We start from the raw sequence: 15,186 nt of genomic DNA on the forward strand, positions 1-15,186 counted from the left end.
CAGCGCGACGCGAAGCCGGGGCTGCGGGACCGGGCCATGTCCGAGAGGCGGGACCGGATTCGCGCAGCAGCGGAGCGGCTCTTCGCCGAACAGGGCTACGAGAACACCACCACCAAGCAGATCGCCGAAGAGGCTGAGGTGGGCGAAGCCACGCTCTTCCGCTATGTCTCGAACAAACGGGAGCTCTTGCTCCTCATGCTCGGCGACGGCCTCGACCAGACGCTGCGCATGATTCGCGACGAGGATGCACGCCGTGCACCATCGTGCGCGACGCCACAGGACTTCGTGGATCGGGTCTACGCGATCCATCAGGCGCGAGCGGAGTTCTACCTCACCGACCCCGACAACGTGCTCCGATACCTCCAGTTCGGATTGACCGCAGGCAGCACGCTCGGGCTCGAGAGCATCCGCCAGGGCGACGAGGTCATCGCCATCACGAAGGCCGTCCTCGACACGGCCGACGACGCAGGACTCCTGCTGCCGGGCGTCAGCACCCAAGCCGCGGCGACGAACTGCAACGGGATCTACATCCACGAGGTACTGCGCACGCCGGTCAGGGACTATCAGCCCGAAAGCCTGTGGGACCGCATGCGGGCGCGCCTCGCCGCCCAGATCGAGCCGCTCTTCCCCGGCTTGCGCACCTGAACGCCCGTTCCTCACCCCGCCGATCGACGGCGAAAGCACTCCGATGAGAGGTCGACTTCCCGTGAAAGCGATGCAGTACGAGATCGACGGCCCGATGACATGGACCGACGTTCCCGATGCCAGGGCCGCAGCAGATGAAGTGCTCGTCGAGATCGCCGCGACGGCCGTGAATCGTGCTGATCTCCTGCAACGGGCGGGCGGGTACCCGCCCCCTTTCGGAGAATCCGAGATCCTCGGTCTCGAGTGCTCCGGCACCATCGTGGAGATCGGCGACGAGGTCGTGGGCTGGGCGGTCGGTGAAGAGGTCTGTGCACTGCTCGGAGGCGGAGGCTATGCGGAGCGCGTCGCCGTGCCCGTCGGCCAGCTGCTGCCGCTGCCCCCAGGGGTCCCGCTCACGGACGCGGCCGCACTTCCCGAAGCCGTGTGCACGGTGTGGACTGCCCTCCGCGAGCTTCGGACACCGGAACCGGGTGATCTCGCCCTCGTCCACGGGGGCAGTGGGGGCATCGGCACGATGGCGATCCAGATGCTGCGTGCAGCCGGTTGGCGAGTGGCGGCCACAGCCAGCGCGCGACATCATGATCTCTGCCACGCTCTCGGCGCGGAGATCGTGATCGACTACCGCTCCGAGGACTTCGTCACGGTCGTCAAGGACGCCACGAGCGGACGTGGCGCCACGGCGATCCTCGACATCGTCGGCGGCAGTTACCTCCAGCGAAACCTGGAGGCGCTTTCCCTCGACGGCACCGTGACCGTCATCGCCGTGCAAGGCGGAAGCATCGCCGAAGTCGATCTGCGCACACTGATGAAACGACGGACGACACTGCGAGCGATGACGTTGCGGGCCCGGCCACGCACCGGGCGGGGTTCCAAAGCACAGGTGGTCGACGAAGTCCGCGAGCACATCTGGCCCGCCCTCGCCGCAGCGGCACTACGGCCCGTGATCGGGGCTCGGTTGCCGCTCGCGGACGCCGAGCGTGCTCACGAGCTGATGGGCTCCGAGAACGCGCCCGGCGGGAAACTGCTGCTCCTGCGCTGACGTCGACCAGACACGCACACCTGCTCCTCGTCGTGGACGGCGAGGCCATCCGGCGGGATGCGCAGCACTCGATCCCCCGCCCTCAGCGAGAGCCCGCCGGGGTGCCCGTGACCTCCCTGCCGCCGGCGTCGTGGTCGGGGAGCCGAGCCACCCGGCCACGACGGAACCGGTCACTCCTCGAGGAATCCTGCCGACACCGGCGAGATCGTCCCCTCCGGACGGAACGCCAGACCGGCCACTCGGTCGCTGTACGCGACCACCTGCCCAGGACGGGTCAGGAACACCAGCGGCATCTCGTCCCGCAACACCTCGTCGAGCTCTGCGAAGCGATCGCTGCGTTCTGCCGGGTCGAGCTCGGATCCCGTCGCGGCGAGCAGGCGATCCACGTCGGGGTTCGAGAACTTGCCCCAGTTGCTCAAGTCGCTGCTCTCCACGAAACGGGCGATCGTGGGGTCGACGTCGACGAAGCCGGTCCACGTCGACAGGTACAGCTCGAAGTCGCCGTCCTGGATCGCCGTCAGTGCGGCCGTCGAGTCCTGCGGCATGAGTGTCAGCTCGAAGCCGGCTTCTCCGGCCATGCGCTGGACGACTTCGGCCATGCGGCGGAAATCGGGGAGGTTCGAGAACAGGAGCGTGCCCTTCACCGGGAGCTCGTATCCCGATTTCTCTAGCAGCGTCCTGGCCTCCTCGACATCGCGCGCCGAGCACTCGAGCATCGCGTCACTCGCCAACGGCGAGTTCGGCGGCATGAACCCGCAGGCGGGGGCGAATGCCCCACCGTAGACCACGTCGTTGATCGCCGCACGATCGATGGAGAGTTCCAGGGCACGGCGCACGTCAGCGGACTGCGCCCACGGAGTGTCGATTTTCCCCGCCGGAGCCATCGCGCCATCGGTGTTCCCGATGTTGAACTCGATGAAGTCGAAACCGACGCCACCGTACTCCTCGACGACGATCGAGGTGTCGTCGCGCAAACCCTGCAGATCCGTGGTCGAGACGCGCGTGATCGCATCGAGATCCCCGGCGCGGAGGTTCGTGGCGCGCACGCTCGAGTCCGGGATCACCGAGTACACGATCTCGTCGAAGTGGACCTGGTCGGCGAGGTGGTAGTCCTCGTCCTTCACGAGCGTCACGCTGTTCTGCGCGACCCGACTGGCGAACTCGAAGGGGCCTGCGCATACCGGCGCGTTGCCGAAGTCGGCAGGACCTGAGGCCGCGAACGCCGTCGGTGAGATCAGAATCCCCTCGCGGTGGGCGAAGATGTCGAAGAACAGCCCCTCGGGCATCGGGCTCGAGAACCTGTAGACGACCGTGAGGTCATCCACCTTCTCGATGTTCTGGACGTTCTTGAGTTTGGTCGCCCGCTGCGAACCCTCCCCATTCTGGAAGCGGTCGAGCGTCGCGATCACCGCGTCGGCATTCACCGGAGTGCCGTCCTGGAATCTCATGTCCGGACGCAGCGTCACCGTGGCACTCGTCCCCTCCTCGTCGAAGACGGGCATGTCGTCAGCGAGCTGCGGGAAGACCGTTCCTCCCGCGTCGGCGTTGTAGAGCTTCTCGCACATGGCCTCGAAGATCAGCACGCTGCCGAGAGTCATCCCGAGCGCGGGGTCCAGCGGTCCGGGATCGGCGTGCATGCCCACACGGAACGTCCCTCCGTCCGTGAGGGTCTGCGCCTCCGGTGCCGGGGACACGTCGGACGGTGGCTCCGCGCCGACGCAGCCCGTGAGGGCCGCTGTCGCGAGGACGGCGAACGTCCAGAGGACGCCGCGCCGCCGGCTGGATCGGGCAGTGCTGTTCATGGTGACTCCCACTTCGTCGTCGGGGTACGGGAACTGCTTTCCGGCTTTGCCAGATTGGAATAGCGGTCGAACACGGCCTTACTGGCAATGCCACTCAGGTTGCTTTGATCGGCTCAGGCCGGCAGGAGGGAGTCGAGGGAGGAACCGAGAGTGGACAGGCACCGGCGACGCAGTTCGGCACCGCGGGCCGCCAGTTCCTCCACGTCGAGGTCGCCCTGGAACCGCCCACCTTCGATCACGACGTCACCGTCGACCATGACCGTGTCGACTTCACTGGCATGCCCGGCGCCGAGCACGAGGAACGCGGCCGGGTCGGAGAGGGCCGGGTCCGGGTCGAAGGGACGGTAGAGCACCAGATCCGCCGGCGCCCCCACCGTCACCTCGCCGGCCGCACCCCCACGACCGAGAGCCCTGTTCCCTCCGACCGTCGCGGCGCGAGCGATGTCATCGATGCCGAACCTCTGCGGATCGAGACCGACGTCGAGCGGCACACGCGCTGCGTACCGCACACGCTGCCCGAGGGCCAGCTGCATGAGGTTGAAGGCGGTCTCGAGTTCGCCGCGCAGGTCGAGCGGCAGATAGACGGGAGTGTCGACCCCGAAGCCGACCGTGACCCCGAGTTCGAACGCCCGCAGGATCACATCCGTCCGGCGGACGTCCGAGACCTCGGTCCTCGGCGTGAATGCCACCGGCATCCCGCACTCGGCCATCGCCCGCATCTCCTCGTCTGCGAGCGAGTTCGCATGCGCCGCGACGATGTCCGATCCGACCACTCCGAGTCGCATCATGTCCGTCACGTCACCGGGCCGGTTCTGGTGGAAGGTCATCCGCAGCCCCCGATCCCTGGCGAACTCGATCTCCGCGGCGACGTCCTCCCACACCTCGGGCGTCGGCATCATCAGCGCGAGTCCGACCTGCACCCTGTCGCCCGGACCGATCCCCGCCGCCAGGGTGTCGATGTCGTCGAATCGACGCTTCTGCGCCTCGGCGATCTCCGTCGGCGTGTGATCGGATGTCGCACCGGTGCTGGGGTGGACGACAGCGCGAAGGCCGGTCGCCCGGTGGGCGGCAAGCACGGAGGCGACGTGATCGGAGGTGGAATGAGCACCGTGCACGAAGTCGATGATCCCCGTCACCCCCTGGCGGAGCAGAGCCAGCGAGGCAGCACTCACGGCGATACGGGTGTCTTCCGGGGAGTAGGCATGCCGCATCTTCTGCAGGAGCGCGAAGTACGGATCGAATCCCCACTTGCGCTGCGCCGCACCGCGCCACGGGTACTGCCACGCGTGCATGTGCGTATCGACGAGGCCGGGAGCGAGGATCGCTCGCTGCGCGTCGATGACCCGCGCGTCGGCGGCGACGATGCCCTCGCCGATCCTGGCGATCACCCCCTCCTCGATCAACACGTCGACGTTCCGCTCCACCGTGCCTGCCACGCGGTTGGTGAGGACAGTCGCGCCAGTGAACAGAGTGGAGGTCGTCGGGAGAGGTTTCATCATCGCGGTGTCACCTTCGTCGGATCGCTGCAGGTTCGGGGCCGGAGAGTCGACGCAGGGTCGGCGAGAGGATATGCCGAGCAAGCGAGGTCGTGTAATTGGCTTAGCCGGAACGTTAGGGAAATTCACGCTCCGCGTCAACCAGGGGCGGCCGTCCGCGAGCGGTTTCGTGGCTCAACCGTTACCTTCGCCCGCGCACCGGTAGCGATGCGGTCGACGAAGCGGACCCCGAGACGACGCTGCTCGGCCGATCGGGAGGAAGCCCAGCACCGCCCGATCGGAGCGGTTCGGGGTGTGCGACGAGCGGATCAGCCCTTGACGACGAAGCTGACGATCTTCGGAGCGCGCACGACGACCTTCACGATCTCCCGGTCGCCGATCGAGCGGATCACGCGCTCGTCGGCGCGTGCCAGCGCTTCGAGCTCGGCCTCACCGATGCGTGCCGGAACCTCGAGCTGCGCACGCACCTTGCCGCCCACCTGCACCACAGCCGTGATCGTGTCCTCGACCAGCAGCGCCGGGTCGGCCGAACGCCACGTGACGAGGCCGACGGACGGCTCATGACCGAGCGTCTCCCACATCTCCTCCGCGGTGTGCGGGGCGATGAGGTCGAGCATGACGGCGACGGTCTCGGCGGCCTCGCGCACGGCAGGATCCGCGGCACCCGCGGGCCCGTCGATCGTCTTGCGGGTGATGTTCACGAGCTCCATCAGGCGCGCGACGAGGACGTTGAACTTCGTCTGCTCGACGAGTGCGGGTGCTTCGGCGAGCAGTTTGTGCGTCGCGCGGCGCAACGCGGAGTTCCCGCCGTCGAAGACCACGTCGACCGGACTCGAGACCTCCCCGGCGACGCGCAGGGCGCGCGCCAGGAACTTCTGCGCACCGGTCGTCGAGACGTCCGCCCAGTCCTTGTCGTCCTCGACGGGACCCGCGAACGCCAGCCCGACGCGCAGCGCGTCTGCACCGTGGGCATCCAGCTCATCCTGGAAGAGCACCAGATTGCCCTTGCTCTTCGACATCTTGGTGCCGTTGAGGATGACCATGCCCTGATTGATCAGATTCGAGAACGGCTCCGTGAAGTCGATCAGGCCCATGTCGAACAGCACCTTGGTGATGAAACGGGCGTACAGCAGGTGCAGGATCGCGTGCTCGACACCACCGATGTAGGAGTCGACCGGTGCCCAGCGATCGGCCTGAGCCGGATCGAATGCCACGGTGTCGCTGGTCGGCGACAGGAACCGCAGGAAATACCACGAGCTGTCCACGAAGGTGTCCATGGTGTCCGGGTCGCGCAGCACCGGGTCGCCCGTCTCGGGGTCGGTCGTGCGCACCCAACTCTCCGCACCCCCGAGGGGCGATGTGCCCTTCGGGGACAGATCGAGACCCTCGATGCTGGGCAGCTTCACCGGCAACTGGTCTTCGGGCACGGGGATGATCCGGCCGTCGTCGGTGTGCAGCATGGGGATCGGTGTACCCCAGAAGCGCTGGCGGGAGATCAGCCAGTCACGCAGACGGTAGTTCTTCGCAGCGCGACCCGTGCCCGAGGCCTCCAGCTGCTCGATCGCGCGGGCGATCGCATTCCGCTTGGAGAGCCCGTTCAGCGCGCCGGAGTTGATCATGCGGCCTTCACCGGTCAGCGCGATACCGGTCGATGCCGGATTCTGCTCGTCCAGCGCGGCACCGGTATCGATCGGCACGCCGTCTTCGTCGACCTCGATCACGGGCATCGCACCGGTGACGGGGGCCGTGGTGTCGACGACGACCTTGACGGGCAGATCGAAGGCGCGGGCGAAGTCGAGGTCGCGCTGGTCGTGTGCGGGAACAGCCATGACCGCACCGTGTCCGTAGTCGGCCAGCACGTAGTCCGCCGCCCAGACGGGGAGCTTCTCGCCGTTCACGGGGTTGATCGCGTAGCGCTCGAGGAAGACACCGGTCTTCGGGCGGTCCGTGGACTGCCGGTCGATGTCGGTCTCCTTCTGCACCTGTTCCAGGTACGTCTGGAACCGCTGGCGGACCTCGTCGGGAGCATCCGCCGCGAGCTCGGATGCCAGGTCGGAATCCGGAGCCACGACGAAGAAGGTCGCGCCGTGCAGAGTGTCAGGGCGCGTCGAGAAGACCGTCACCGGCTCGGTCCGCCCCTCGATGACGAAGTCGACGTCGGCGCCGATGGAGCGGCCGATCCAGTTGCGCTGCATCTGCAGCACCTTGTGCGGCCAGAAGCCCTCGAGCTGGTTCAGATCGTCCAGCAGACGGTCTGCGTAGTCGGTGATGCGGAAGTACCACTGCGTGAGCTTCTTCTTGATCACCTCGGCGCCGCAGCGCTCGCACCGACCGTCGACGACCTGCTCGTTCGCCAGCACCGTCTGGTCGTTCGGGCACCAGTTGACCGGGCTCTTCTTGCGGTACGCCAGTCCACGCTCGTACAGCTTCAGGAACAGCCATTGGTTCCAGCGGTAGTACTCGGGGTCGGAGGTGTGCAGCACACGGGTCCAGTCGAATGAGACGCCGTACGCCTGGAACCCCTCCTTCTGCTGAGCGATGTTCTGATAGGTCCACTCCCGCGGGTCGGCACCTCGGCGGATCGCCGCGTTCTCCGCCGGCAGACCGAAGGAATCCCAACCGATGGGGTTGAGCACGTTGTGCCCACGATGGCGCCAGAAACGCGCCACGATGTCGGAGTACAGGTAGTTCTCGGCGTGCCCCATGTGCAGATCGCCCGAGGGGTACGGGAACATCGCGAGCACGTAGCGCCGCGGGCGGGTGTCGTCATCGCCGCCCGTGAGGAACGTGCCGTTCTCCGCCCAATACTTCTGCCACTTGTTCTGGATGGCGTGCGCCGACGGGGTCTCGTCCTCGGCAGGAGCGGTGGACAGGTTCTCAGACAACGAACGCACGACCAATCTGGGGGAAAAAGCGGGATCAGTTCAGGATATCGGAACGCCAGTGCCCCGGCATTTCCGCGCCGAGCGCCGCGAGAGGCGCACGCGCCTTCATAGCGACCTCCGCGACCTCCGAGGCCGCGACCGACCCCCACGTGATCCCTCCCCCGGCACCGACCACGGCCCGGTCCCCTTCGATCACGATGCTGCGGATCACCATCGCGAGATCCAGCGCCCCGTCGTCGCCGATGTAGCCGAAACATCCCGCGTAGACACCCCGCGACCCGCCCTCCAGCTCCTGCAGCCGCGTCATCGCCGAGAGCTTCGGCGCCCCCGTCATGCTGCCCGCGGGAAAAGCCGCAGCGAGCAGCGCACCGACCGTGATGCCCTCCGCCGCCGCACCGCTCACGGTGCTCACCAACTGATGGACGGCGGGATAGCTCTCCACGATCCAGAGCCCTTCGACCCGGATGGTTCCCGGCACGCTCACCCGGGAGAGGTCGTTGCGCATCAGATCGACGATCATGACGTTCTCGGCGCGTTCCTTGCGATCGACCGCGAGCTCGGCCGCCAGCGCCGCGTCTTCACGCGGGTCGGCGCTCCGGGGCCGAGTGCCCTTGATGGGCCGGGTGCGGATGATGCCCCCTGCGGCGTGGAGGAACTGCTCGGGGCTGGCGCTCAGCAGGGTGCGGTCGCCGATGCGCACGAATCCGCCGTGGTGGGCGGGCGTCGCCGACCGCAAGCGGTCGTAGACGTCGACCGCGTCCTGTGGGCCGGACACGGTGAAGCGTGTCGTCAGGCACAGCTGATAGGCGATGCCCGCACGGATGAGGTCTCGGCAGCGCTCGATCAGGGCGGCGTACTCGCGGGGATCGTGTCGAGCCTCGGCGACGCGGGACACGCCCTCGACGCCGACAGCCGCTCCGACGGTGACGGCGTCTCCGCGGGCCCCGGACAGCGAGATGACCTCAGCCGCCCAGCTCTCCAGGTCGTCATCGATGCCGAGCGCCCAGGTCCGCCGCAGGCTGTGGTCGAAGGCGACGACGCGGGTCGCGTGCAGCCAGGAACCGGGGTTCGGATCCACGACGCCGACCACCGGTGCGCCGACGGCGGCCGCGCCGCTCTCGTAGTCCAGCCAGCCCACCCACCCTCCGGCGAACGGAGGTGTCGACGGATCGAGAGGTGCGGACGGATCGACCGGCGCCACGTCGAGGCGCACGTGTGCAGGGAGCGAGGATCGCCGCCCTGTCCCGACGAAGCTCCAGCCCTCGGTGGCCTGTGCGCCCGCATCGAGCCAGAACACGTCGGACGAGCGAGATTCGAGCATCCGGAACACCGTCGACGGCTCCACCCACTGCGGCAGCAGGCGGCGACTCAGAGGTTCAGGCACCTTTCCAGCCTAGGACCGGACGGCTCCCGTATCCTCAGGGGGTGGACGACCTCCTGATCTGGCTCCTCGACACCGTGCAGTCGATCGACCCGGTCGCCCGCACGCTGATCGCCGGACTCGCCGTCATGCTGGAGACGAGCATCCTGATCGGCCTGATCATCCCGGGCGACACGATCGTCATCATCGCCTCGATGGGCGTCGCGACGCCCCTGGAAGGCATCGCGATGGGCATCGCGGTGGTGATCGGGGCTCTGATCGGCGAGAGCATCGGCTTCTGGCTCGGGCGCTGGCTCGGCCCGCACATCCGGGCGTCGTGGTTGGGCCGCAGGATCGGCGAGCACAACTGGGTGCGTGCCGAGAACTACCTCGAGCGCCGGGGAGGCATCGCGATCTTCCTGTCGCGCTTCCTTCCCGTATTGCATTCGCTCGTCCCGCTCACGGTCGGGATGAGCGAGTACCCGTATCGCAAGTTCCTCGCGTGGACGGCACCGGCCTGCATCCTCTGGGCCACCGCGTATGTGAGCGTCACGTCGCTCGCCGCAGGGAGCTTCCGCGAGCTCGTCGACCGCGTGCACTTCGCGGGGTACATCTTCGTCGGTGTGATCGCCCTGTTCCTGCTCCTCGCCTTCCTCGGCAAGAAGCTGCTGCAGCGTCTCGAAGCGCGCCACCTGGAGGCTCCGGAGGCAGAGGTCGACGCCGACATGAAAGACTGAGCCAATGGCATCCGCTCCCCCAGCCCCCCGGATCCACTGGTTCGCCCGACTCGAACATCGCCTTCACGTCTGGCGTGAAGGTCGTGCGCGCCGTCGCGGCCGCGTCGCGACGATTCTTCCGTTCCCCGGATACGGCGGTCCCGGCTGGGTGCGGGTCGTCGGTCGCGTGCTGATCGTGCCTCCGCAGCGCAGCACCCGTGACGGCGAACCGGCGAGCGTCCGCGGCTGGCGCAGCTTCGTCGGCATCCCCGTGGGGTTCGCTGCAGTGAGCGTGCACCTGGGCGACACGACCCACCAGGTGGCGGCAGACCGTGGCGGCGTGATCGACGCGATGATCCGCGTCGACCTGGAGCCCGGCTGGCAGACCTTCACCTTCTCGGTCGAGGGACAGGAGCCCGTCGAGGCGCGGGCCTTCATCGTCGCCGAGGGCACGACCTTCGGCGTGGTGTCGGACGTCGACGACACCGTGATGGTGACGGCGCTCCCCCGCCCCTTCATCGCCTTCTGGAATTCCTTCGTGCTCGATGAGCACGCGCGACTGCCCGTCCCCGGGATGGCGGTACTGCTCGACCAGCTGCTGCGACAGCACCCGGGAGCACCGATGGTCTACCTGTCCACGGGTGCCTGGAACGTCGCCCCCACGCTCTGGCGCTTCCTCGGTCGGCATCTCTTCCCTGCCGGCTCCATGCTCCTCACCGACTGGGGCCCGACCCACGAACGCTGGTTCCGCAGCGGCCGCGAGCACAAGCTCACCAACCTGCGCCGCCTGGCCACCGAGTTCCCCCAGGTGAAGTGGCTGCTGATCGGAGATGACGGTCAGCACGACGAATCGATCTACAGCCAGTTCATGGAGGAGTACCCCGATTCCGTCGCAGGTGTCGCCATCCGTCGTCTGCTCCCCGCCGAGGCTGTGCTCGCCGGTGGCCGCACCGGCCATGAGGCGCATTCCGAAGATGCCGCACCGTGGGTGAGCGCCGAGGACGGCGCGGGCCTTCGCGACCTCCTCGGCGAAGCCGGCATCCTGCACTGACATGTCCCTCGACCGTCCGGACTGGCTCCTCCGCGAGGAGGCGCATCGCGAACGCGCCGACGCACTCACCGCCGCCCACCGCGATCGGGCGACCCGCGCGGAGAAGCACCCGGTGTGGGACTTCCTGTTCACGTACTACTCGTACAAGCCCGCACAGCTGCGTCGCTGGCATCCGGGTGCGGGAGTGGAGCTGGCGGATGCCGGCGAACGCGTGGAGTGGCGCTGGTACGCACCCGGCGGTTCCGCGGGCAGCGCTGTTCCCGATGCCGACGCCTTCGGACGGGAGAAGCAGGAGCTCGCCGCACTGATCGAGCGGATGCTGCGCCGCACGGCATCGCGCCCGGGGCAGTTCGGATGCTTCGGTCTGCACGAATGGGCGATGGTCTACCGGGCGGACGAGCACCGTCACGCCGTACCGCTCCGGTTGGGACAGGCGGGCACCGATGCCGTCGTCGAGAACCACGATCTGCGCTGTACGCACTTCGACGCTTTCCGCTTCTTCACGCCGGAGGCCGTCCCCCGCAACCGCACCCCGCTGCATCGCGACGACCAGCCCCTGTTCGAACAGCCGGGATGCCTGCACGCCGGCATGGATCTCTACAAGTGGGCGACGAAACTCGGGCCGCTCATCCCCGGCGAACTCCTCCTCGACACATTCGAGCTGGCGCGCGATATCCGCTTGCTCGACATGGAAGCCGCGCCCTACGACCTGTCTGCGTGGGATATCACCCCCGTCCCGATCGAGACGCCGGAGGGCAAGGCCGAATACGTCCGACGCCAACGCGTCTTCGCCGAGCGAGGCACCGCGCTCCGCGGCGCTCTGTTGAACGCCTGGCTCGGCGAAAGTGCGCGCGAGGCCGCCTGACCCTCAGTCCACCGGCTCGCAATCGGCGCAGACCTGCCAGTCGGCCGTGTCCCCGGCGAGCTGCACACGCAGGGTCATGACCCTGGTCGCCGCCTCCTCCAGGCGTTCGGCGGAAAGCGTCCCCGCCTCCACCGCGGATGCGATGCCCACCGCCATGTCGCCCGCGGTGCGCGCATCGGAACCCGCGATCATCAGGACGAGGTCGTTCCCCGCGGCGATCGCGGCCACCCCGTTCGCCACGGGGTCGGCATAGGCCGGGTCGCCGGAGGACAGCAGCATTCCGAGATCGTCGGTCACCGCCACCCCCTCGAACCCGAGCTCGTCTCTGGCGATCTCATGCCACGTCGGGGAGAGGGATGCCGGCAGTGGATCGACGGCCGTGTAGGCGAGATGCCCGTACATCAGCAGGGACGCCCCCGCGTCGATACCCGCCGCGAACGGCACCGCCTCCGTGGCGCGCCACTCCTCGAGTCCCATCGCCGTGCTCGGGATCGCGTGATGCGAGTCGCCCGGCGCCGCGCCGTGCCCGGGGAAGTGCTTGAGCGTCGAGGCGACGAAACGCTCCTGCGCGGTGGTCGCCGCCGACACGCGTTCGGCGGCGCTCGCCGCGTCGGTGCCGAGCGCGCGGCCGTAGATGAAGGTGCCGGGGTCTCCGGTGAAGTCCGCCACGGTGCCGAAGTTCACGGTGATTCCCGCGCGGGCGACCACCGAACCGCGAGCGAGGAACGCCGAGGAGGTGTCGGCGACGGGCAGGCCCTTCAACGAGGTGGAGGACGGGTACCCGTCGTCGTGCAGACGGGAGACCAAACCGCCCTCCTGATCGACAGCGATGAGGGGAGGCAGGGCGGGATCGACAGTCAGCGCGGAGGTGAGCGCCTGCAGCTCGGATTCGGACTCCGGGATGTTCGCGCCCATGAGGATGAATCCTCCCAACCCGGACTCCATGTAGGCGCGGAGTGCCGCGGGATCCGTCCCCGCCACGTGCCCCATGACCACCGTCGCGGCTTGCGCGGCGACGGTCATCTCCCCCACCAGCGCCGTGGCGTGCTCGGCAGGGCCCGTCGGATCGGCGGTCGACGACACGACGGCGTCGGCAGCGGATGGCGCGACGCTCGAGGCGGTGTTCGCCGTCGCCGTCGACGCCGAGGCGACCGACGGGATGCACAGAGTGGACAGGGCGGCGACCGCCAGCGCTCCGGCGGCCCATCCGCGGTGTCGGGACATGACGGGATCCGGTGCGGCGCGGCCTGTCAGCAGGCGAGCGCGTCGGCGATGGAGACGGCCGAATCCGCGTCGCCGTTCCCGAAGCGGATGGTCCGACCGATCGTGCAGGGCTCGTGGAGGGAGGCGGCGATCACGGCCGCGACATCGGCTCGCGAGACGGCGCCTCGCCCCGCGGGATCGATCTGGATGCGGGAGCTCGGGTCGTCGAAGGTGAGCGTTCCGGGTGCGAGGATCGTGCCCTCGAGCCCGGTGCCGCGCAGATGCTCGTCCGCAGCCCATTTGGCGTCCGCGTACGGGAAGAACGAGTCGCCCTGCGGCACGCCGTGGTCGGCGGTCGAGCCGAGCCACGACACCATCACGTAGCGCCGGACTCCCGCGCGCTCGGCCGCATCCATCGACCGCTGTGCCGCGTCGCGGTCGACCGCATACGTGCGCTCTGCAGAGCCCCCTCCCGCTCCCGCGGACCAGACGACGGCATCATGCCCGCGGATGATCTCCGCGAGCGCCTCGACGTCCATGCTCTCGACGTCGGCGACCAGCGCCGTCGCCCCGCCGGCTTCGACGTCGGACGTGTGCGCGGGATTGCGGATCACCCCGGTCACCTCGTCTCCGCGTTCGACGAGCAGCGGCGCGAGCAGGAGGGCGATGCGGCCGTGGCCGCCGAAGACGATGATTCGCGACATGCCTTCACCCTACGCGCCCGTTCCGACGTCAGCGCGGGGTCTGGTCGCTGTCGATCACGAATGCCTGCGGGTGGCTCGGAAGATAGCGCACCACGACCGGCGCTCCGCTCGGGAAGTACGCGTCGCGGTCCGGATACACGGCCGGGGAGAAGAAGTTGCTCTCCAGGGTGTACTCGACCCCCTCCGCGGTCGTGAAGGTCACCCAGTCGCCGTCGATCGTCGCGGTCGTCGGCCGACCGTTGTCGTAGATGTAGGCGCGGGTCACCGGCACGCCGGTCAGACTGAGGATGCCGACCACCAGCGACCCGAGCATCAGGAAAGCCAGCACGCGGGAACCGACGCGGACGACCCGTCCCCACCCCTGACCCCGCGGACGATCCTCCGTGTGCAGCAGTCCCTCGCGCTCGCGGATCGCCCGAAGTCTTTCCCGCGGCGCACCCCCTCGCACCGAGAGCGCGAACAGGCCCAGTGTCGAGAAGCCCGCGATGAAGACCACGGCGTACGCGTGTGCGGCCGGGAAGTTCAGGAGCCAGATGAGCGTGTCCATCGGATTCATCGTCCTGCCTCCTTCTCGATGGTCACCGCGACGGTCTGCGGATCCTCCCGCCGATAGAACGCCCACACGGGCGCCCCCACCTGCAGATGAGGGACGGCCTGCGGATAGACGAAGACGCGGGTGTCGGTCTCCCAGGTCGCGGCACCTTCCGGCGCCATCAGCACCCGCAGGGCGAGCTCGCTCTGCCCGTCGAGGCGGCGACCGGTCGGCCGGACTTCGAGCACGGATGCCGGCACCTGGATGCCCGTCGTGCGCGCTCGCACCTGTGCGGGGTCGATGAGTCCCCGCTCGATCCGCCATTGCAGCATCGCGTCCCGCACCGCCGGGTCGTTCAGATCCGCGAGTTCGACCGTGTCCCGATCGGTCAGGCTGTACCGCACCGGCACCGGGAGCCCGACCTGGAGGGCGGCCGGATCCGCGGTCCCGACCGGCATCCGCAACTCCGCGATGAACTCCTCCGCGCTGCGAGGCGTCACCCGGACGAACACGTCGTACTGCGGGATGTCCTCGACGGTGATCCCCGTGCGGATGACCTCGACGATCGTCCCGACACCGATCAGCACCTCACCGCGTGGGGTCCTGCGGCGCCCGAGACGCGTCATCATCCCGCCGAATGTCAGCAGCAGGCCCCAGGCGACGCCGATGATGATCGGACCCCCGAGCGTGTCCTCACCGGCGAACGGGAGGATCGACCGCCGCTGGTCGACGCCGAACAACCCCTCCCCGACCCAGATGACGAGCCACGCGGACAGCAGCAGCCAGACGACGAAGAAGGCGATGCGGAGCATGTCCCTCAGCGTAGCCAGGAGCGCTCTACACTCGGGACAACGATGCCGACCCGAGACGGCATCCCTCCGGACAGCA

The 15,186-nt window shown here is 68.4% G+C and carries 13 protein-coding genes; 5 read left to right on the forward strand and 8 right to left on the reverse strand.

What is annotated here, in order from left to right:
- Positions 1 to 36 precede the first annotated feature (36 nt).
- Positions 37 to 645, forward strand: coding sequence for a TetR/AcrR family transcriptional regulator (locus CQ042_RS18840; RefSeq protein WP_181157633.1), 609 nt, complete (start codon positions 37 to 39; stop codon positions 643 to 645).
- Between the two features lie 70 nt (positions 646 to 715).
- The gene (locus CQ042_RS18845) at positions 716 to 1,684 is read left to right on the forward strand and encodes an NAD(P)H-quinone oxidoreductase (RefSeq protein ID WP_105671980.1); all 969 of its coding nucleotides are present in this window, start codon (positions 716 to 718) and stop codon (positions 1,682 to 1,684) included.
- 170 nt (positions 1,685 to 1,854) lie between these two features.
- On the opposite strand, the gene CQ042_RS18850 is transcribed toward CQ042_RS18845, so the two are convergent.
- The 4 genes from CQ042_RS18850 to CQ042_RS18865 form a co-directional block, all read right to left on the reverse strand.
- Positions 1,855 to 3,486: an ABC transporter substrate-binding protein gene (locus tag CQ042_RS18850; protein ID WP_105671981.1), complete on the reverse strand. Its 1,632-nt coding sequence runs from the start codon at positions 3,484 to 3,486 to the stop codon at positions 1,855 to 1,857.
- Between the two features lie 113 nt (positions 3,487 to 3,599).
- Positions 3,600 to 4,985, reverse strand: coding sequence for an amidohydrolase family protein (locus tag CQ042_RS18855; RefSeq protein ID WP_105671982.1), 1,386 nt, complete (start codon positions 4,983 to 4,985; stop codon positions 3,600 to 3,602).
- Positions 4,986 to 5,290: 305 nt separating this feature from the next.
- Positions 5,291 to 7,876: a leucine--tRNA ligase gene (gene leuS, locus CQ042_RS18860; RefSeq protein ID WP_181157635.1), complete on the reverse strand. Its 2,586-nt coding sequence runs from the start codon at positions 7,874 to 7,876 to the stop codon at positions 5,291 to 5,293.
- A gap of 25 nt (positions 7,877 to 7,901) precedes the next feature.
- Positions 7,902 to 9,251, reverse strand: a complete 1,350-nt coding sequence (locus tag CQ042_RS18865) for an anthranilate synthase component I family protein (RefSeq protein WP_105671983.1) — start codon at positions 9,249 to 9,251, stop codon at positions 7,902 to 7,904.
- Positions 9,252 to 9,292: 41 nt separating this feature from the next.
- Between CQ042_RS18865 and CQ042_RS18870 the strand changes: the two genes are divergently transcribed.
- From CQ042_RS18870 to CQ042_RS18880, 3 genes are read left to right on the forward strand one after another with little or no spacing between them, the layout of a single operon-like run.
- Positions 9,293 to 9,964, forward strand: a complete 672-nt coding sequence (locus CQ042_RS18870) for a DedA family protein (RefSeq protein WP_105671984.1) — start codon at positions 9,293 to 9,295, stop codon at positions 9,962 to 9,964.
- A 4-nt stretch (positions 9,965 to 9,968) separates the two neighbouring features.
- Complete coding sequence (locus CQ042_RS18875) at positions 9,969 to 10,994, forward strand: App1 family protein (protein WP_105671985.1); 1,026 nt, start codon at positions 9,969 to 9,971, stop codon at positions 10,992 to 10,994.
- 1 nt (position 10,995) lies between these two features.
- A complete protein-coding gene (locus CQ042_RS18880; protein ID WP_105671986.1) occupies positions 10,996 to 11,859 on the forward strand; it encodes a 3-methyladenine DNA glycosylase in 864 nt (287 codons plus the stop codon).
- Positions 11,860 to 11,862: 3 nt separating this feature from the next.
- Here CQ042_RS18880 and CQ042_RS18885 read toward each other — a convergent pair whose 3' ends face one another.
- The 4 genes from CQ042_RS18885 to CQ042_RS18900 are packed head-to-tail and all read right to left on the reverse strand — an operon-like array spanning position 11,863 to position 15,110.
- Positions 11,863 to 13,083, reverse strand: a complete 1,221-nt coding sequence (locus tag CQ042_RS18885; RefSeq protein WP_258132355.1) for a glycoside hydrolase family 3 N-terminal domain-containing protein — start codon at positions 13,081 to 13,083, stop codon at positions 11,863 to 11,865.
- A gap of 26 nt (positions 13,084 to 13,109) precedes the next feature.
- A complete protein-coding gene (locus CQ042_RS18890) occupies positions 13,110 to 13,766 on the reverse strand; it encodes an SDR family oxidoreductase (protein WP_105671987.1) in 657 nt (218 codons plus the stop codon).
- A gap of 28 nt (positions 13,767 to 13,794) precedes the next feature.
- Positions 13,795 to 14,322, reverse strand: a complete 528-nt coding sequence (locus CQ042_RS18895; protein WP_105671988.1) for a hypothetical protein — start codon at positions 14,320 to 14,322, stop codon at positions 13,795 to 13,797.
- Positions 14,319 to 15,110 (reverse strand): hypothetical protein, encoded by a 792-nt coding sequence (locus CQ042_RS18900; protein WP_105671989.1) that lies wholly within the window; start codon positions 15,108 to 15,110, stop codon positions 14,319 to 14,321. The genes CQ042_RS18895 and CQ042_RS18900 overlap by 4 nt, the downstream gene beginning before the upstream one ends.
- Positions 15,111 to 15,186 lie beyond the last annotated feature (76 nt).

It is taken from the genome of Microbacterium sp. MYb62 (genome assembly GCF_002979475.1).
GTDB lineage: Bacteria > Actinomycetota > Actinomycetes > Actinomycetales > Microbacteriaceae > Microbacterium.